Annotated in this window: 18 protein-coding genes; 10 read left to right on the forward strand and 8 right to left on the reverse strand. The window is 70.2% G+C overall.

Annotated features, from left to right (window positions below):
* Nucleotides 1-124: 124 nt before the first annotated feature.
* Complete coding sequence (locus tag IE277_RS44210; RefSeq protein ID WP_189959444.1) at nt 125-286, reverse strand: hypothetical protein; 162 nt, start codon at nt 284-286, stop codon at nt 125-127.
* Between the two features lie 91 nt (nt 287-377).
* The gene (locus tag IE277_RS44215; RefSeq protein ID WP_189959445.1) at nt 378-1,391 is read right to left on the reverse strand and encodes a DUF2156 domain-containing protein; all 1,014 of its coding nucleotides are present in this window, start codon (nt 1,389-1,391) and stop codon (nt 378-380) included.
* Between the two features lie 244 nt (nt 1,392-1,635).
* Here IE277_RS44215 and IE277_RS44220 point away from each other — a divergent pair, with 244 nt between their 5' ends.
* The 8 genes from IE277_RS44220 (at nt 1,636) to IE277_RS44255 (ending at nt 9,767) form a co-directional block, all read left to right on the forward strand.
* Nucleotides 1,636-2,772, forward strand: a complete 1,137-nt coding sequence (locus tag IE277_RS44220; protein WP_189959447.1) for an acyl-CoA dehydrogenase family protein — start codon at nt 1,636-1,638, stop codon at nt 2,770-2,772.
* Nucleotides 2,773-2,797: 25 nt separating this feature from the next.
* Nucleotides 2,798-3,301, forward strand: coding sequence for a hypothetical protein (locus tag IE277_RS44225; RefSeq protein WP_229882501.1), 504 nt, complete (start codon nt 2,798-2,800; stop codon nt 3,299-3,301).
* Complete coding sequence (locus IE277_RS44230) at nt 3,298-3,882, forward strand: flavin reductase family protein (protein ID WP_189959449.1); 585 nt, start codon at nt 3,298-3,300, stop codon at nt 3,880-3,882. The genes IE277_RS44225 and IE277_RS44230 overlap by 4 nt, the downstream gene beginning before the upstream one ends.
* Before the next feature lie 26 nt (nt 3,883-3,908).
* On the forward strand, nt 3,909-4,886 hold the full coding sequence (locus IE277_RS44235) for a VlmB-like protein (protein ID WP_189959451.1): 978 nt from the start codon (nt 3,909-3,911) through the stop codon (nt 4,884-4,886).
* Nucleotides 4,887-5,010: 124 nt separating this feature from the next.
* On the forward strand, nt 5,011-6,519 hold the full coding sequence (locus IE277_RS44240; RefSeq protein ID WP_189959453.1) for an APC family permease: 1,509 nt from the start codon (nt 5,011-5,013) through the stop codon (nt 6,517-6,519).
* A gap of 48 nt (nt 6,520-6,567) precedes the next feature.
* Nucleotides 6,568-8,223 (forward strand): pyridoxal-dependent decarboxylase, encoded by a 1,656-nt coding sequence (locus tag IE277_RS44245; protein ID WP_189959455.1) that lies wholly within the window; start codon nt 6,568-6,570, stop codon nt 8,221-8,223.
* Between the two features lie 144 nt (nt 8,224-8,367).
* Nucleotides 8,368-8,955 (forward strand): RNA polymerase sigma factor, encoded by a 588-nt coding sequence (locus IE277_RS44250; protein ID WP_189959457.1) that lies wholly within the window; start codon nt 8,368-8,370, stop codon nt 8,953-8,955.
* On the forward strand, nt 8,952-9,767 hold the full coding sequence (locus tag IE277_RS44255) for an MGMT family protein (protein WP_229882502.1): 816 nt from the start codon (nt 8,952-8,954) through the stop codon (nt 9,765-9,767). Before IE277_RS44250 ends, IE277_RS44255 begins: the two co-directional genes overlap by 4 nt.
* Before the next feature lie 32 nt (nt 9,768-9,799).
* On the opposite strand, the gene IE277_RS44260 is transcribed toward IE277_RS44255, so the two are convergent.
* Together IE277_RS44260 and IE277_RS44265 are read right to left on the reverse strand one after the other, a co-directional pair.
* Nucleotides 9,800-10,564, reverse strand: coding sequence for a ScbR family autoregulator-binding transcription factor (locus tag IE277_RS44260; protein ID WP_189959459.1), 765 nt, complete (start codon nt 10,562-10,564; stop codon nt 9,800-9,802).
* Between the two features lie 222 nt (nt 10,565-10,786).
* Complete coding sequence (locus tag IE277_RS44265; protein ID WP_189959461.1) at nt 10,787-11,455, reverse strand: ScbR family autoregulator-binding transcription factor; 669 nt, start codon at nt 11,453-11,455, stop codon at nt 10,787-10,789.
* Nucleotides 11,456-11,599: 144 nt separating this feature from the next.
* Here IE277_RS44265 and IE277_RS44270 point away from each other — a divergent pair, with 144 nt between their 5' ends.
* Both IE277_RS44270 and IE277_RS44275 read left to right on the forward strand, forming a co-directional pair.
* Complete coding sequence (locus IE277_RS44270; protein WP_268252737.1) at nt 11,600-12,577, forward strand: ScbA/BarX family gamma-butyrolactone biosynthesis protein; 978 nt, start codon at nt 11,600-11,602, stop codon at nt 12,575-12,577.
* The gene (locus IE277_RS44275) at nt 12,574-13,509 is read left to right on the forward strand and encodes an NAD-dependent epimerase/dehydratase family protein (protein ID WP_189959465.1); all 936 of its coding nucleotides are present in this window, start codon (nt 12,574-12,576) and stop codon (nt 13,507-13,509) included. Before IE277_RS44270 ends, IE277_RS44275 begins: the two co-directional genes overlap by 4 nt.
* 19 nt (nt 13,510-13,528) lie before the next feature.
* Here the strand turns inward: IE277_RS44275 and IE277_RS44280 are convergent, their stop codons facing one another.
* The 4 genes from IE277_RS44280 to IE277_RS44295 all read right to left on the reverse strand — a co-directional run bounded on the left by IE277_RS44280 (nt 13,529) and on the right by IE277_RS44295 (nt 18,566).
* Entirely contained in the window at nt 13,529-14,773 is a 1,245-nt protein-coding gene (locus IE277_RS44280; RefSeq protein WP_229882503.1) for a cytochrome P450 family protein, read from the reverse strand.
* Nucleotides 14,774-14,830: 57 nt separating this feature from the next.
* Nucleotides 14,831-15,652, reverse strand: a complete 822-nt coding sequence (locus IE277_RS44285; RefSeq protein WP_189959467.1) for a helix-turn-helix domain-containing protein — start codon at nt 15,650-15,652, stop codon at nt 14,831-14,833.
* A gap of 187 nt (nt 15,653-15,839) precedes the next feature.
* Nucleotides 15,840-17,036 carry a cytochrome P450 gene (locus IE277_RS44290; protein WP_189959469.1) on the reverse strand — a complete coding sequence of 399 codons (1,197 nt, stop codon included), beginning with the start codon at nt 17,034-17,036 and terminating at the stop codon, nt 15,840-15,842.
* Nucleotides 17,037-17,105: 69 nt separating this feature from the next.
* Nucleotides 17,106-18,566 (reverse strand): MFS transporter, encoded by a 1,461-nt coding sequence (locus IE277_RS44295; RefSeq protein WP_189959471.1) that lies wholly within the window; start codon nt 18,564-18,566, stop codon nt 17,106-17,108.
* Nucleotides 18,567-18,878: the final 312 nt, after the last annotated feature.

Genomic DNA, 18,878 nt, shown 5'->3' on the forward strand with positions numbered 1-18,878 from the left:
GTGTCCGCGCCGACCTCCTCAAGGGAACGGATGAGGGACTGCGCACCCGTCACATGCTCGGGCGATCGGCGGGGGACTGCCGGCACCGGGCACGTATCCGCCCGGGCGGCCAGGAGTCGGGGTGTCACTGAGCGTCTGCCGCCAGCAGCGTGTCCAGCGCGTGCAGCGCCTGGTCCGCGCGGGCCGCGGCCTCGGCGTCGTCCGGTTCACCGCACAGGGCGATGAACCACGTCGCCAGCTGTTCCTGGTTCTCCTCGACCGAGGTGCTCGGGGTGTCGGTGGCCACGAGTTTCTCCTTCATACATGGACGTCGGCAGTACACGGACGTCGGCAGTACCTGGACGACGGCAGTACATGGACGACAGCGGTCCGCGGCGTCACATCGCGTTGCACGCCCGCCAGATGTGCACGAAGCCCTCGGCGCTGGCCTGCTCGGGGAAGGCCGCGTATTCCGTGGTGATGAGGGTCGGATTCCACTTGTCCTTGTAGGCGAGCTGGGACGAAGCGGGGTAGACGACCTGGTTCTCCCAGAGATAGTGCATGAGCCACTTGAAACCGAGGCTGTGCCCGGGGACTTCACGGTCCTCGGTCAGGCTGGTGAACGGGGTGAACCCGAAGTGCAGCCATCTGACGTCCTCGGCGAGAAAGACATCGATGGCGGCTTTGTTGATGGCTTCCATGATGCCGGCCGGGCTGTCCGGAAGACGCCGGCTCAGGTCGTGCATCCATCCCGGGCAGCTGCCGTAGACGGGTGAGTAGGACACATAGCCCGCGGCCTCGCCGTCGAAGTGCCCGATGAACAGGCGGCGGTGGCGCTGCATCTCGCCCCCGGTCTGGCCGACCAGGTACTCCAGGGGGCGGGCGCCCTCTCCCTTCAGCGGAAGCCATCGCCTGTTGATCGTGTCGACGCCGTCCTGCCACTGCTCGTAGTCGACCTCCTCGATGGTCAGACCGCTGCGCAGCGCACGGGAGATCTTGTTGCGCAGCTGCATGTAGCGGGTGCCGGCCAGCGTGAAGGAGGACAGGTCGACGGCGTAGGAGGCGCCGACCTGGTTCACGGTGTACCCGTGGCGGGCGTGGATCTCGGCGTCGTGCCGCTGCAGCTGGATGATCGCCAGCTTGCGGCCCTGTTCCGCGGTGTACTCGGCGAACGCCCGCATGAGGTCCACATAGGACTCCTCGGGCGCGAAGGGCCCGCCGAACTGGATGAAATAATCGCCGGCCGGGCGGTACACGACGATTCCGGGGCGGCCCGGCAGCGTGAAGTAGGAATTTCCCTGGTTCACCGCCAGGAAGGAACTCGGGTTCTCCGCCTGGGAATACTTCTGTACGGCTTCGAGCGCGTAGTGGGCCAAGGCGCTCGCGCTCTTTTCCACTGTCTGTTGCGTCATTTCGACCTCTCTGTCGCCAGGACAGCTCCCGGCTCATGATGATGCGCCGCTCCGTCCGCCGCAATGCCGTTCCATGGCGTGTCAGCGCCGTGTCAACGGCACGTCAGAAATACCCGCCGAGTGGCGGCGGAGCGGAATCGGATGCCGAATTCCGTTGCATCAGACCGGTGTCAGAAGAAGGTCAGGATGCCATGCCACGGTGGGAACGCGTTTTTGCCCGCCCACCGGTTGGAGGCACTCCCAGATGCGTTCCCTCGACTCTGCACGCGACGTGTGTGAGCGTCATCATCCCGGGCTGCTGAAAGCCCTGGACGCGATCCCCCTGCAGGAGCGCGAGGCCGCCGACAGCCCGGTGCTCGACCTGTTCAAGGCCCACGGGGGCGCGCGCATGCTGGTGCCCCGGGCCTACGGCGGCATCGGCGCGGACGCGTTGGAGGCGGTGCGGGTCACGCGCGCCCTGGGTGCCTACTCGCCGTCGCTGGCGGCCGCGGCCACCATGCACAACTTCACGGTGGCGATGCTGTTCGCACTCGCGGACCGGGTGGTTCCGCCCACCGAGGAACAGAAGCGGCTGCTGGCCCGGGTCGCCCCCGAGGGCCTGCTGCTCGCATCGGGCTGGGCCGAGGGCCGTACCCAGCAGGACATCCTGAACCCGTCGGTGACCGCCGAGCCGGTGGCGGACGGGTTCGTCCTCAACGGAGCGAAGAAGCCGTGCAGTCTGTCGCGTTCGATGGACCTGCTCACCGCGAGCGTCACCCTTCCCGACGCCGAGGGCCGGCCGTCGCTGGCGGTGCTGCTGATCCCGGCCGACTCCGAGGGCATCTCGGTGCACCCCTTCTGGGACAGCCCGGTGCTCGCGGCCGCGCAGAGCGAGGAGGTCCGGCTGCACGACGTGCATGTGCCCGAGCACCTCGTCATCCGCGGCACGCCCGACGACCCGCAGCGCCTGGACGACCTGCAGGAAGCCACCTTCGTCTGGTTCGAGCTGCTCATCACCTCGGCCTACGTCGGTGCCGCGAGCGCGCTGACCGAACTGGTGCTGGAACGCGAGCGAGGCACGGTGACGGACCGGGCCGCGCTCGGCATCCAGCTGGAGTCCGCGGTGGCCCTCACCGAGGGCACGGCTCGGGCCGTACGCGACGGGATGCGCGGCGAGGAGTCGGTCGCGGCGGCACTGACCGCCCGCTTCGCCGTCCAGAAATCCCTGGCCGCGGTGGCCGAGCAGGCCGTGGAGCTGCTGGGCGGCATCGCCTTCATCAAGGCGCCCGAGGTCGCCTACCTCTCCTCCGCGCTGCATCCGCTGGGCTTCCACCCGCCCGGCAGGACGAGCTCCTCCCCCCACCTCGTCGAGTACTTCAACGGCGGGCCGCTGCAGATCTGACCGGCATCCAACCCGTGGAGCTCCGATGGACCAACTCAACGCGTTCGACTCTCCCACCACGTCCCGTCTGCACCAGGCCGAGTACCTGGTCGGGCTCGGCGTGTCCGTGGCCCTGTTCATCGCCCACATCGGCGAAGTGCGCTGGCTGCCGGCCATCGCGCTGTTCGTCTCCATCGACCTGATCGGCTACGTCCCCGGCGCCGTCGCCTACCGGCGGAGCCCCACCAAACGCATCCACAAGGGCTTCTACATCGCCTACAACACCATGCACAGCCTGATCACCCACGCGGCACTGATCGGTGTGTGGATCTGGGCGAGCGGTGCGGAGTGGGCGCTGCTGGCCATCCCGATCCATCTGTTCGCCGACCGTGGTGTCTTCCGTAACTCCATGAAGCCGTTCGGGCTGCCCTTCGAGCCCGTACCCGATGAGGACTTCGCCCGGCTGACGCGGCAGCTGTTCGGCCCGCGCGCCGCCGTGGCCGACCCGTCGGCGGCGCCGGTGCGCTCCGCCGTCGGACCGACCCGATGAGCACCGAGTCGACCCTGCCGGCACCGGCCGTGCTCGGCGAGGACACCGCACAACTGCTGCGCGGCACCAGCCGACTGCTGGTGACCGGGGTGGCCGTACTCACCGCGGCGCACGAGGACCTGGCGCACGGCGCGACCGTCTCCACGGCCAGCGTGCTCTCCCAGAACCCGCTGCGGCTGGGCGTGAGCCTGCGCCGCGGGTCGCTGATGACCCAGGTGGTGGAGCGGAGCGGCCGGTTCGCGGTCAATGTGCTGTCCTCCCGGCAGGCGCTGCTCGCCGACTGGTTCGCCAATCCGCGGCGGCCCTCCGGCGCCGCCCAGTTCGGCCTCGTACGGACCCGCACCGACGAGGACACCGGTATCCCGCTGCTGCGGGAGGCGCTGGCGTGCTTCCTGTGCGAGCTGACCGAGCGGGTCCCCCTGGGCACCGGCGACGACCTGCTGGTGGCGGAGATACGCGAGGCCAGCGCCGGGACGGGACGCCCTCTCATCAACTTCGGCGGCGACCTCCACGACGTGGAGTTCCACCGGGTCCGGCGGCGGCAGGGCTGGCGGACCGAGACCACCACCACCCTCGAATGACGCACCCCGACGAGGAGAAGCACTCCATGACGACGCCCATTCCGCAGGAAACCGACTGGGACCGGGCACCCGGGCTGCTCGACGGTGCCATGAGCCTGGACCTGACCGCCGAGCAGTGCGACCTCGCCTACTGGCTGCGGGCGGTCGCCCAGGGCACGCTGCTGGGGCGGACGGAGACCGGCCACACCGCCGACGAACCCACCCCCGAGCACATGCGCAGCGAGGGCCCGCTGCGCGACGCCCAGATGCTTGAGCTCGGCTGCCGCTCGGTCGCCGAGGAACAGGGCACCCGGGCCCTCGCGTACTACGTGGCCGGGGCCACCGGTGTCGCGGAGATGGACTTCTTCGCCACCCAGCTGATGGACGAGGCGCGGCACTCGATGGTGTTCCGCAACCACCTGGTGGAGATGGGCGTACCGGCCGAGAAGCTGCACGCCGTCATCGCCGAACTGTCCGCGGACTACCGGCGCGATGTGCTCGACCCCATCCTGGAGTTCGCGGTGCGCGCGGTGCGCGACGAGGGCGACTTCATCGGCGCCGTCGCTGTGTTCACCATCATCATCGAGGGTGTCCTGGCCCCGGCCGCCGAGCTGAGCGAACGCAAGTGGAGCGTCATCGACCCCGCCGCCAGCGCCATCGCCCGGGGCGCCGCCATCGACGAGATCCGCCATCTGACGGTGGGCAGCTCCATCGTCCGTGAGCACCTGCTGCGGCAACCGGATTACCGCGGCCGCCTGATGGACATCGTCCGGCGCGGCCGGACGCTGTGGGACGAGATCCCGGACAAGAAGTACATCATGGTGCGCGAGCAGCTCTTCCAGGAAGGCATGCACCAGCACGCCGACCTGATCGGCGACTACGAGGTGTGGCCGGGCACCCGCCTGCTGGACACCGAGGCCGAGGAACGCTACTCCATGGCCGAGCGCTGGACCGACAAGATGGCGGCCGCACGCCTGGCGTACATGGGCCTGCCGGAAGCCGTGGAGATCCTGCGGCTGACCTGAGCGGATCCGCCCAGGCCGCCGCCTCGCCCCCCCCACGTGTCCCCGCACCCTCCGTTCCCCGGTCCGTGCCGCCCCACCGCGCCCGGGCCGGGGCCCCTGTCTTGCCCTCACCGCAGGAGTCCTCATGGCCGGCACCCGCTCCGCGGCCCACGCCACCTTCCAACGCACGCTGACCACCCCGAAGATCGTCTTCATCATCATCGCGGCCGCCGCGCCGCTGGCCGCGATGGTGTTCACCGTTCCGCTGTCCTTCGCCATCGGCACCGGCTCCAGCGTCCCGGCCCTGTTCGTCTTCGCCGGCCTGACGCTGCTGTGCTTCTCGGCCGGATACGCGGCCATCGCCCGCCGCATCACCAACATCGGCGGGTTCTACAGCCATATCGCACACGGACTGGGACGCCCCCTGGCGGCCGGTTCCGGACTCATCGCGGTGCTCTCCTACAACGCCGCCACCGTCGGCGTCCTGGGTGCCTCGGCCTACTTCACCGACAACGTGGCCTCGGCGCACGGACTGCACCTGCCCTGGGAGGTGTGGGCCGCGGTCGGCATGGTCGCGGTCGGTGTCCTCGGCTACCGGGAGGCCGAAGTCAGCGCCCGGCTGCTGTCGGTGTGCATGGTGTGCGAGATCGCCATCCTCTTCGCGCTGGACGTCGCCATCCTGGTGCGCCATGGTGCGGCCGCGGTGCCCGGCACCTCGTTCGCGCCGCACCGCATCCTCGCGCCCGGACTCGGGGTGTCGGTGATGTTCGGCTTCGCCTCGTTCCTCGGCTTCGAGTCCGCGGCGCTCTACGGCGAGGAGGCCAAGGCGCCGCAGCGCAGCGTGCCCCGGGCCACGGTCATCGCCGTGATCCTGGTCGCCTCCTTCTACGCGCTGACGAGCTGGGTCGCCGTCGGCGCCGTGGGCCCCACCCGGGTACGGTCCGAGGCCGAACACCATCTCGGTGACCTCTTCTTCCAGCTCGGTGACGACTACCTCGGCCACGCCGCCTCCGTCACCATGCAGGTGCTGCTGTGCACCAGCCTGTTCGCCGCCTGGCTGGCCCTGCACAACGCGGCCAACCGCTATATGTACGCCCTGAGCCGTGACGGACTGCTGCCCCGCCCGCTGCACGCGGTGCACCGGCGGTACGGCTCGGTGCACCGGGCCAGCCTGGCCCAGACCGTGTTCAGCACCGTTGTCGTCGTCTCCTTCGCCGCGGCCGGCCTGGACCCGTACGTGAACATGTCGACCAGCATGCTCGGGCTCGGCACCCTGGGCATCATCGTGCTGCAGGCCCTGGCGTCCGTGGCGGTGGTGGGTTTCTTCCGGCGCCGCGGCGAGCGGCTGGGACGCTGGCAGACCTTCGTCGCGCCGCTGCTCGGAGCGGTCGGTCTGGTCACCGCGGCCGTGCTCGTGGTGTCCAACTTCGCCGTGCTCACCGGCACCACCGACCCCGTCGTCGACGCGCTGCCCTGGCTGCTGCTGATCGTGGCGGTGGCCGGTCTCCTGCACGCCCGCTGGCTGAGCTCGCGCCGGCCCGACCGGTACGCGCGCCTGGGCGGTGTGCCCGAAGCGGCGCCGTCCGCGGACGCGACGGACCCCGAACCGGCCGTCTCCGAAGCCTCCGGCCGTCTCACCCACACCACGCCGTGACTCCGGTCGCCGCATCGGGACGGCGGCGTCACGAAAGGACACGTCCCTATGGCACACGAAGCCGAAGCGCCCTCGGACATCCCCTTCGGGCCCGAGGACGCACCGTGGCAGAAGTCGTTCAGCAGTCTGCGGCTCGTCCGCGGCATGCCACGGGTCAGCCCGCCGACCACCGACCCCCGCACGGCCTACCTCAGCGTTCCCGAAGTCCCCTTCGCCAAGGTGCAGTTACCACCGTCCGGCCTGGACCCGCGGCAGTACGCGGAAGCCGAGGCCCTCTTCCGCCGCCACATCGACACACAGACGCGTGACTTCGCGGGATACCAGGTCACCAGCGACCTCAACTACCGCGAACGGCTCGGCCACTACCTCGACCGCCACCTGAACAACGTGGGCGACCCCTACCAGTCCAGTTCCTACACGCTGAACTCCAAGGTGCTGGAGCGGGCCGTACTGGACTACTTCGCCTCACTGTGGAACGCGAAGTGGCCGCACGACGAGAACGACCCCGAGTCCTACTGGGGCTACCTGCTCACCATGGGATCGAGCGAGGGCAACCTCTACGGCCTGTGGAACGCCCGCGACTACCTGTCGGGCAAACGCCTGCGCAAGCACAGCACCGGGACACGGGCGCTCAGTTACGAGCGGCCGCTGCGCGGCGAGGGACAGAGCCCGCACGCCTACGAGCCCGTCGCCTTCTTCTCCGCGGACACCCACTACTCGCTGACGAAGGCCGTACGCGCGCTGGACATCGACACCTTCCACTACGTCGGCACCACCCGCTATCCGGCCGAGAACCCGCTCGGCCCCGGCACCCCCTGGCCCACCGAGGTGCCGTCCACCGAGGACGGGGCCATCGACGTCGACAAGCTCGCCGTCCTGGTGCGGTTCTTCGCCGCCAAGGGCTACCCCGTCCTGGTCAGCCTCAACTACGGCTCCACCTTCAAGGGCGCCTACGACGACGTCGAAGCGGTGGCCCGCACGGTCCGCGGGATCTGCGCCGAGTACGGTCTCGACCGGCGTCCCGTCTACCGGCACCGCGGCAACGACGGCGGCGGCGACGGCGACCACGACGAACGGTCGGGCTACTGGCTGCACATCGACGGCGCCCTCGGCGCCGGCTACACCCCGTACCTGGAGATGGCACGGGACGCGGGGCTGGTGAAGGAGGCCCCGCCGGTCTTCGACTTCCGCCTTGAGGACGTGCACTCCCTGACCATGAGCGGCCACAAGTGGTTCGGCACGCCGTGGGCCTGCGGAGTGTTCATGACCCGCACCGGCCTGCAGATGACCCCGCCGAAGTCGGCGGAGTACATCGGCGCCGCGGACACCACCTTCGCGGGGTCCCGCAACGGCTTCTCGGCCCTGCTGATGTGGGACCACCTGGCCCGGCACTCCTACGACGACCAGGCGCGCCTCGCCGTCGAGTGCCATGAACTCGCCGGGTACGTGCACGAACGGCTGCTGGACCTGCAGGACGAACTGGGCCGGGACCTGTGGGTGGCGCGCAGCCCGCTGTCCCTGGCCGTGCGTTTCCGCCGGCCACACCCCGACATCGTCCGCCGCTACTCGCTGGCCTGCGAGACCGCACGCGTCGACGGCACCAGCCGCCCCTACGTCCACCTCTACGCCATGCGGCATCTGACCCGGCAACGGGTGGACGACCTGCTCCGGGACCTGCGCGGCCCGGACGCGTTCGCCCGCTGAGGGCCCCCTCCGCGCACAGTGTCCGCCCCGGACCCGGCATCCGCCGGGGACCGGGGCGGACACTTTTCGAAGCAATCAGGACAATCTGAATACCTTTACCGTTCGGTGTGCAACCCTGTGCGGAACTCCGGTGTTTCCCTGTTGATGGAACAAAAGGCGGAACATCTCACCGATCTCGTCGCCCGGGATCTCGACGCGGGATTTACGGAGCTTGTCCGAATTCACGGAGGAGCTGTTCACTCGTTCCTCCACCGCGTCTGCGGATCCCGCTCGGACGCCGATGACCTCGGCCAGGAAACGTTCCTGCGCGCGTACTCGGCACTGCTTCGGTATTCCGCGCAACGGCGCAGGGACCTGCGGCTGCGTGCCTGGCTTATGACAATCGCCATGAATGTGTGGCGCAATCATGTACGTAGCAGCCATCGGCGCCCGGAATCCCTTCTCCAGCTGGATGATTCCGACGAGATGTGCGCCAGTGACCGCCCCGGACCCGAGGAGTTCGCCTCCCACGCCGACGACCGGCGCCGGCTCATCGCCGCACTGGCGGAGTTGTCGGAGAAGCACCGCATTTCCGTGGTGCTGCGCCACGTCGTCGGCATGAGTTACGCGGAGGTGGCGGAAGTGCAGGGCTGCCCGGTGGGGACCGCCAAGGCGCAGGTCTCGCGGGCGGTGGGCGAGCTGCGCCAGCTCCTGGCCGCGGCCGCCGTCCCGTCGCGGGGCCTTTCGCGGTGACCGGACGGGACGCGGACGGACGGGCCGTGCGGGAGACCGTGATCCGTGCACTGCGGGCGCTGGCCCCGGCGTCCGGGCCGGGCTTCGCCCTGGACGTGCTGCGCCGGGCGGGCATCGCACCGGAGCGCTACGACACCTACGTGCGCGAGGGGACGGCCGCGGGCGCGCTCTTCGTGGCCTTCGGCCGACGGGGCGTCACCGGAGCCGCCCTGCGCCACTCCGGCCTGGAGGCGGCGGGGTTCGAGGCGTCGTACCGGGCGCGCACCGGGCGGTCGGCGGTGCCCACGGCGACACCGCTGCCCGGCCTGCGGTCGGCGCTGCGCACCGGCCGGGTCGGGCAGGTGCCGGTCGAGACGGGCGGACTCGGGCCGCTGGAGCGGGCCGTGCTGCACGCGGTGCGCGAGATCCCCACCGGTGAACTGCGGCCGATCGGCTGGGTCGTCCGGCAGGCACGGCTGCCGGAGCTGCCGGTCCAGGCGGTCCTGGACGTGCTGGGCCGCAATCCGGTGCCCGTCCTCATCCCCTGCCATCGTGTGACGTACGACGACGGAACGCCGTGCGACGCGTCCTGCCCGCCGTGGGCCGGCGACCGGCTGCGGGCCGCCGAGGGGCTCGACATGCAGCTGCTGGAGGATTTCGGCCGCCGCGGGCTGAGACTGCTCGGCTGCGCCGTGACACGGGTCTGCTGCCATCCCACGTGTGCGCGCGTCCGGTCCGTGCCCGTGTCCCTGCAACAGTCCTTCCGTACCGCCCAGGAGGCGCGCCAGGCCGGTTTCCTGCTCTGCCCGGACTGCCGGCCCGCGGCACCGTGAACGCTGCGCCACCCCTTGCTCCGCCTCGCCGGTCAGGCCACGTCGGATTCGGAGGACGGGTGCAGGCAGGTGTGGCACGAAGCCGGTGGCTCGGGACGGTCGCGCAGCCGTACCGGTGATCCGGTGCGGCGGACGGCCGGGCCCGGCGCGGGCCGGTCCGCCGGCAGCGCCGCGGGATGCCGTCCGTCGGGGTGCAGGTGCGGCGCGACATCCTCCGCGGCCAGTCCGCCCAGCAGGAACGTCCACAGGCCGGTCAGCCGGTAGGGCGAGAGCCAGCCGCGGCTGTCCCGGCCGAGGATCTCCACGCCGGTCGTGATCGCCACGATGGCCGTGACCGCCTGGTGCGGGGCGACGCCCGGGACGAGTTCCCGCGCCCGCTCGGCCTCCTCCAGCAGCCGCTGCACACACTGTTCCCATTCGGCGCGGAAGTCCGGCCTGCCGGGCTCACGGGGAAAGGTGGCGTCGTTGTTGAGCCGGAAGCCGGCCCGCAGGACGACATCGCTGCCCAGCCCGGCCACCAGGGTGTGCGAGGTGTCGACGAGCGTCTGCAGGTGCGACCCGCTGCCCCGGCTCCCCGGCGGTGGCAGCAGGGCCCGGAAGATCGCCGCCGCCTCCTGCTCGACCTGTGCGGCCAGCGTCCCGGTGTTCTCGAAGTGGAAGTGGAGGGCACCGAGGCTCACCCCGGCCCGCTGGCAGATGACGGCCTGTCGCGCCGCCGCATACCCCATGTCGTCGAAGACCTCGGCGGCCGAACGGATCAAGCCGTTGCGGGTTCGTACGGCTCGCTCCTGTTTCATCGCGGCAACTCCAACCGGAAAAACCGACAGTGATGTCTAGTTAAGTGCCCGTTACTTGAGGCTGTCAACGCCGCTGTCGGTAACGCAGCGCTCGATGACCTGTCAGAAGTGCCCACAAAAGCGCAGATTGCCCCTGTTCGTTCCGAACAAGTTCGAGTGCTCTCCCGTCACCGGATCCGGTCTCCGGGCGTCGAGCGAGCCCAAAACCTGCGCCAGTGTCGGTTACTGGACTGTGGGTGGGTCGGCCTCGGCGGCCATGCAGGTCTCCTGCCATATCCGGGCTCCGCGCCCCTCGGAGAGGTCGAGCCGGCTCAGTACGGAGGGAACCGCGATGCCGGGCAGCAGATAGCTGAGCAGCACGACGGTCCGGCGCTCCAGGTCACGGCGCCCGGCGAGCACCTCGGACAGTCCCTGGACTCCGGAGAAGGCGCCGACCAGCAGTTCGGCGACCTCGGCGGCGTCCACGTGCGGGAAGACCTCGCCGTTGTCCTGCGCCTGGCGCAGCAGCCCCAGGTTGTGATCGATCCACGTACGGAACGGCTTGTCCCTCTCGACACCGAGGCCGGGTCCGCTCTCGACGGACAGTCTTATGCTGCCCTGCAGCATCAGGTCGACGCTCACGCGGTGCGCGAACACGAGCCCGGCGTCCACCAGTTCCTGCAGCTTCAGGTGCTGCGGAAGGACGGTGGCGGCGTCCGCCTGCTCCGCGAGAACCGCGTTGGCCAGGGCTTCCTTGTCATGGAAGTGGAAGTAGAAGGCGCCGCGGGTGAGCCCGGTGCGCGAGATCACCTCATTGATGGTGGCGCCGTCGAACCCGCGCTCCGCGAAGACCGCACCCGCGGCTCGCAGGATCAGACCACGGGTTCTGACACCCCGTTCCTGCGTCGCCATATGCCCTCCCACCTCTCTGCGTCGGCTTGCTTGGCCCAAGCGTAGGCCGTCGTTCCGTTCAACTTCATTGCAACCATACAAATACGCACGTATGTTATGGCCCCGAAGCACGCCGAGATCCCACTACGTCTGCGGAGGAGCGTTATGGGTCGGCACAGCTATGTCCCGAAACATCCCTTATTTTCCGGAACGCAGGAAGAAATCGCGTTCCCCGTGCCCCTGCCCCGACAGCAACGGCCCCCCGTCGACTCTGCCCTGGTGCACCGTCCGACCGCGGACGACGTCCTGCCCACCGGCTGGCAGCGGCTCGGTGACTCCCGCTTCCAGGTCTCGCTGCGGTGGCGGCGCGAACGCCCCCGTTTCGCGCCCGTCCTGGCCCTGCACTCCCCGTTGCTCATCGTCGAGTCGATGCGGCAGTCCGCCATACTTCTGTCCCACACCGAGTACGCGGTCCCGCTGGGTCAGCACTTCGTGATGCACGAGGTGCACTACACCGCGTATCCGGAAGGCCTCGGCATCCATGTGCCGCCCGGCGAGGTGACCGCGGAAGTGACCTGCTCCGACGTCCGCGGGGGACGCCGGATCACCGGAATGAACTGTACGTTCGTCTTCCGGCGCGGCGGTGTGGTCGCCGCGCGCGGCGAGGGACGGCTGGGCATCACCTCCCCGGCGGCCTATCGGCGCATGCGCGGGGAACGCAGCGACGCGGTGCTGCCGCACCAACCCGCCGGAGTCGACCCGCGGTTGGCCGGCTGCCGTGGTCCCGCGGAGGTCCTGCTGGCCCTGCCCGCCGAACGGGGGCGATGGCAGCTGCGCGTCGATCCCCGCCATCCGGAGCTGCGGTGCAGCGCGCTCGACCACTTCCCCGGGACGATGCTCGTGAACGCCTGCTGTCAGGCCGCGCGGGCGGCAACGGCTCCGGAGGCGCTGTACCCCCGGACGATGCGCCTCCGCTTCGAGCGGTACGCCGAGTTCTCGCCGGCGTGCTGGGTCGAGGCCCGGCCGGTGCCGACTTCGTCGACGGTGCTGGTGGCGTTCGTCCAGAACGGCAGGAGCGTGCTGCGGGCCGAACTGACCATGGAGCCGCTGCGGAACGCCGGCCGGCCCGGTGGTCTGCGATGATCCTTGTCACCGGCGGTACCGGATTCATCGGCACCGCCGTCGCCCGGCAGCTGGACGCGGGCGACGGCCTCCCGCGGATCCGGCTGACGCAGCACGTCCGTCCGGTGGTGACCGGCCGGGCGGACGGTGCCGAGACGGTGCACGCCGACCTGACCCGGCCCGCTTCCCTGCGCGGCATCTGCGACGGCGTCGACACCGTGCTGCACATCGCGGCGCGGATCGGCGGCGACGAGGACGCCTGTCGCGCGGTCAACGTCGAGGGCACACGGGCCTTACTGGCCGAGGCCCGACGCGCGGGTGTGCGCCGGATCGTCCAGGTGGGAACGGCCGCGGTGTACGGCCGGGGCCCGCACCGCGGCCCCGCGGAGGCAGAGGTGGAGCCCCGGCCGGCGTCCCCGACGAGCGCCACGCGTCTGGAGTCGGAGCGGCTCGTGCTCGCCGCCGGCGGCACGGTGGTGCGCCCCTACCTCGTGTACGGCACAGGGGACACCTGGGTGATCCCCGCCGTGGCCCGGCTGGTGCGGCACTTCCCGCACTGGGTCGACGAGGGCCGGGCCCGGGTGTCCCTGGTGGCCGTCGACGACCTCGCCGCGGCGCTCGTGCGACTCGCCCGTGAGACGCGGCAACCGCCGGGCGGGCGGGTCCTGCACGGCTCTCACCCTGCCCCGGTGCGGATACGCGACCTCGTCACCGGGGTCGCCCGGTGCCTCGGCGAGCGGCCGCCCGCCGACTCGCTCACCCCGCGGGAGGCCGCCCGCCGGGCGGCCGGCCTCGGCCCGGACGCGGAACAGCACGTCCGCATGCTCTCCACCGACCACTGGTTCTCCAGCACACGCCTGTGGGAAAGCACCGGCCTCCCACCCGGGCCCGGCTTCGCGACCCGCTTTCGCTGGTACGCGCCGTGGTACGCGGCCGCCCTGGCCGAGCACTGAGAGCCGGCGCCCGCACCGGTCACTGGGCACCTGTCAGCACCGGCAGGTCCCGGTGGCCGTTGGAGATGAACGAGGCCTGGTGCACCAGCTCGTCCGCGCCGACCGCCAGGGCCAGCTCCGGGAACCGGGTGAACAGGGAGCGCAGCCCGATCTCGGCCTCCATGCGGGCGAGTTGGGCGCCCAGGCAGTGGTGCGTGCCATGGCCGAAGGCGATGTGGCCATGCCCGGTGGGACGGCCCACGTCGAAGGTGTTGCCGGTGGCCCCATGCTGTCGCGGGTCGCGGCCCGCGGCGGCGAAGGACACCATGATGGCCTCTCCCCTGGGGATGACCGTGTCGCCGATACGGATGTCCTCGACCGCGTAGCGGAGCAGGGAGTGCGCCCCGGGAGCGTCGAGGCGCAGCGACTCCTCCACGGCGTCCGACCAGTCCGCCCCGCCGTCGCGGAGCAGGGCGAGCTGAGCGGGGTGGGTCAGCAGGGCGGTGACGGCGTTGTCGAGCAGGTTCACCGTGGTCTCGTAACCGGCGGTGTAGAGCAGGATGAGGTTGTCGACGAGTTCCTTCTCGCCGAGCCTGCTGCCGTCCTCGGTGCGGACCGCGATGAGACCGCTGGTCAGATCGTTGCCCGGAGTCCGGCGTTTGTGGCAGACGAGTTCGGCCATCGTGGCGTAGAGGAGTTCGACGTTGGCGAGCGCTTCGTCCTTCTCGATGGTCGTGGAGAAGAAGGCCTTGATGATGCGGTGCAGGGTGTCGTGCCATTCGACGGGTATTCCGAACAGCTCGCTCATCACCTTCATGGGCAGCGGATGGGCGAAGGCCTCCCGCAGGTCGACCGGCTCGGTCGGGCCGTGCGCGGCGAGCCGGTCCAGCAGCCGGTCGGTGATCTCCTGCACCCGGGGACGCAGCGCGTCGACCCGGCGGGCGGTGAAGGCCGTGGCCACGGGTTTGCGCAGCCGGGTGTGCTCGGCCCCGTAGGCGGTGACCATGTTCTGTACCGAGACCCAGATGGCCAGCGGCCATTCGGGTCCGACCGCTCCGCTGCGCCAGGCCGTCCAGTGCTGGTAGGCGTCCTTGGAGACCCTCGGGTCGACCAGCAGCTGCCGGATGTCGTCATAGCCCGTGACCGACCAGACGCGCACACCTCCCGGCAGTTCCACCTGGGTGGCCGGGCCGCGCTGTCGTATGCGGGAGATCTCGCCGTGGATGTCGCGACCCAGCGGGTCGATGACGATCGGGCAGCTTCTTATTCCGTCCGAACCGCTCAAGGCATCCCGCTCCTTCGGCCGAAAGGTTATCGGTCGAGTGCTATGTGTTTATGGAATTTAATTTATGGACCCGGCGGGCGGCCAGGTGATGGTGCGCAGCAGTTCGGCCGTCCCGGTGTCGGCCGGGTAGAACGACTCGATGGACAGTTCGGCGACGGTGATGTCCAGCGGGGTGCCGAAGGTCGCCACGGTGCTGAAGAACGCCAGTTCGTGGCCCTCGTACCGCAGCCGCAGCGGGATCGCGATGTCGCCGGGGCCCGGCAGCTCGATCTTCGGCTCGTGCTGGTCACAGGGGTAACAGACCAACTCGTCGTACAGCTTGACCAGATCCGGGTCGGCGGTCATCGTCACCTGCCGGCGCAGCCGGCTCAGCAGATGGGCGCGCCACTCCCCGAGGTTGGCGATGCGCGGTGCCAGGCCGTCCGGGTGCAGGGCGACCCGCATCAGGTTGACCGGCTCCTGCAGCAGTTCCTCGGCCACACCCTGGCCGAAGAGCCAGGCGGGTTCGTTGGCCTCGACCCGGTGCCAGTACCGGTCCAGCACCACAGCGGGGTACGGCTCGTGAGCCGCCAGCACCTGGCGCACCATGGCCCGTACGGCGGCCATGTGCGGGGCCTGCAGGCTGGTGTGCTGGTAGACGGGGGCGTACCCGGCCGTGAGCAGCAACTCGTTGCGTTCGCGCAGCTCCAGGCCGAGGGTCTCGGCGAGTCGCAGCACGACCTCCCGGCTGGGCTCCGAGCGGCCGTTCTCGATGAAGCTCAGATGCCGGGCGGAGATCTCCGCCTTCACCGCCAGCTCGTTCTGGCTGAGCAGCCGCTGCTTGCGCCACTTCCGCAGCAGGTCGCCGATGGACCGCACCGCCTGTGGGGTCGTGGTCACCTGGTCCTCACCGGTCCTTCCGGCGGACGGTCGTCCGCGCGTCTGTCCTCATTCTCCGTCCGCCGTGCTTCGTCGTGGCCGATTCGATGGTCCCGTGCACGGCTCGCGTCGTGGACGAGAGCCCTGCTGCCCACTCCCGGGGGATTGGAGCGGGCAGCAGGGCAGCTTGTCGGGCGCCGCCTCGCGCCTACCAGGTGACCGGGAGCGCGTCGAGTCCGTAGACGACGGTGTCGTGCCGGAAGGACAGGTCGGCGAAGTCGCCGGCCAGGCGCAGCCCCGGGAAACGGCGGAAGAGAGCCGGCAGGGCGATCTGCAGTTCCATCTTCGCCAGCGGTGCACCGGGGCAGTAGTGCGCGCCATGGCCGAACGCCAGGTGGCTGCGGGCGTCCCGGCCGGGGTCGAACCGCGCGGCGTCGGGGAAGACGCACTCGTCGTGGTTGGCCGCCGGTATCGCGAAGACCACGCCCTCGCCCGCGCGTACGGGCACCCCGCCCAGCTCGGTGTCGCGCGCGGCGACACGGACCTGGTTGTCCTGCGGGATCGACCAGTAGCGCAGCAGTTCGTCGATGGTCCGGTCCAGCTCTTCCGGTCCCCGGAGCATCGCCTGGGCGTGCTGCGGCTGCCGCAGGAGCATCAGCACACTGAGCGTGATCTGGTTGGCGGTCGTCTCGAAACCCGCGACCAGGACGAGGAACACCATCGCCACCAGGTCCTCGTGGACGAGTTCGCCGGTGGCGACGTACCGGCGCACGAGCCGGCTGATCATGTCGTCGGCCGGTTCCGCCTCCTTCGAGCGGACGAGGTCGTCGAGGTAGGCCATCAGGGAGCCGAACGCCTCCGCCCCGGCGTCGCTGCCCGGGTCACAGGTCGTCAGGGCCATCGTCTGCTTCTGGAACACGTCCGCGTCCTCGTCCGGCACGCCGAGGATGCGGGCGATCGTCAGGGCCGGGATGGGGAAGGCGAACGTGGGCAGCAGGTCCACGGGGTGCGGCTGGCCGGAGAGCGTGTCCAGCAGACCGTCGACCAGGTCCTGCACCATCGGCCAGTACGACTTGGCGGCGGCCTTGTTCAACTCGGGCATCACCATCCGCCGCAGCCGCGTGTGCTCGGGCGGATCCATGCGCATGAAGGACTGGGCCCGCGGTACCGGAGGGATGGGCAGGCGCTGAGGGAATCCGGGCAGGGTGTTGTCGACGCTCAGCGCCGGGTTCATCATCGCCTCGCGCACGTCCTGGTAGCGGCTGACGATCCAGGCCAGGGTGCCGTCGTCCAGGCGGACCTGCTGCGGTGGCACCGAGCGCAGCTGCGCATACCGGTCGGGCGGCAGCATCGGGCAGGACCGCGGCATGGGCCAGTCGAGGACGCTCTCTTCGTGCGTGGTCATGTCGTTTCCTCACACGTCGTATGCGGTGGTGGCGTCGGAGCCGGGCGCAGGCGGGCGCCCGGCTGTCTCTCAGGCCGGCGCGGATGCCTTGGGCAGGGCCTGCACCAGGACGGCGGCGGCGACGGTGAACGCGGCCAGGACGGCGACACTGAACTCGAAGGCGTGCGCGTAGGAGCCGCTGTGGCCATGGCCGAGGACGCCGAAGAAGACGACGCCGATGGCCGCCACCCCCAGGGCGTTGCCGCCCTCCTGCGCGGTGGAGAGCACGCCGGCCGCCGCGGCGGCATGGTGCGGGGACACTCCGGCCAGCACGGTGGGCGTGACCGGGTTGGCGAACAGGGCCATGCCGACTCCGGCGACGAACAGCCCCGGCATCATCCACGGCGAGGGCCCGGTGGTGCCGATCTGGGACACGGTGACGATGAGCAGCCCGTATCCGGCCGCCACCACCAGGGCTCCCAGGGTCAGCACCTGCCGGCCCAGCCGGACGGCCAGCTTGGGCGCCGCGAAGGCCGCGGGCACGTATCCGATGCCCAGCGCTCCGAAGACCGCGCCGGAGCCCAGCGCCGACAGGCCGTGTCCGTCCTGCAGGTACAGGGCGAGGACGAGCATGAAGGACGCCATCGCCGCGAAGAAGCCCAGAATGATCACGATGCCCACCGAGAAGGCCCGCTCCCGGAACAGGGTCAGCGAGATGAGCGGGGCCCGGTCCTGCCGCTCCAGCCGGTGCTGGCGCACGGCGAACGCGCCGAGCAGCGGCAACGCCGCGGCCAGGCACACCCACGACCACGCGGGCCAGCCCTGCTCACGCCCCTCGACCAGCGGGAAGACGATCGCCAGCAGCCCGGCGGAACCGAGCAGCGCGCCGATCAGGTCCAGTTCCGAGCGGCCGCCGCCGTGCGACTCGGGGATGAAGGAACGCATCAGCAGCAACGACGTCACGCCGATGGGAACGTTGATCAGGAAGATGGTGCGCCAGCCCAGTCCGGCGATGTCCAGGTGGATCAGCGCACCGCCGATGAGCTGGCCGAAGGTGGCGCCCACGCCCATGGACAGGGCGAACGCGGTGAACGCGCGGACGCGCTGCTCCCCGGTGAACGAGGTGTTGAGGATGGCGAGCATCTGCGGGGTCATCACCGCCGCGCCGATGCCCTGCACGACCCGCGCGGCCATCAGCACCCCGGCGCTGGGCGCCATTCCGGCGATCAGCGAGGCCAGGGTGAACAGGATCATTCCGCAGGCGAACATCCGCCGCCTGCCGTACAGGTCGCCGAGGCGGCCGGCCGTCAGCATGCTGGCCGCGTAGGCGAGGCTGAAGCCCGAGACGATGAATTCGACGGCTGCCGCACTGGCGTGCAGATCCGCGCGGGTGGACGGAATGGCCACGTTGACCACGAAGAAGTCCAACGTGATCATAAACATTCCGGACACCACGATGAGCATGCGGATCAGGGCGGACCGGTCGAATCCCGAGCCGGCTTCCTGTTCGGTTTCGTGGGCGGATGAACGGACGTTGGTGTCAGCCGACATGAGCGGACTCCCGATCGGTTGAATTCGGCACTGCGGGGCTCATACATTTCCGCGGCTTTTACGATTCCGTTCGCAAGGCCCCTCGGACGGAAAAGGACAAGGGGGTGCCGTCGATGGAAAGGGGTACGGCGGTTGGCGCCTCGATGTATCGAGCTTCGCACTCCGGAGGGAGCCGTGTCGATTACCTCAGAGGTAATAAAACCGGGGACCGACGCGCACCGGTCCCCGCGACATGGTGGCTGCGCCCCAGCTTGCCGGTGCGCCGCCGGTGCTTTCAATCCCCGGGCCGGGGCGGGGCGCACACGGCCCCCG

This window comes from Streptomyces alanosinicus (genome assembly GCF_014650595.1).
Lineage (GTDB): Bacteria > Actinomycetota > Actinomycetes > Streptomycetales > Streptomycetaceae > Streptomyces > Streptomyces alanosinicus.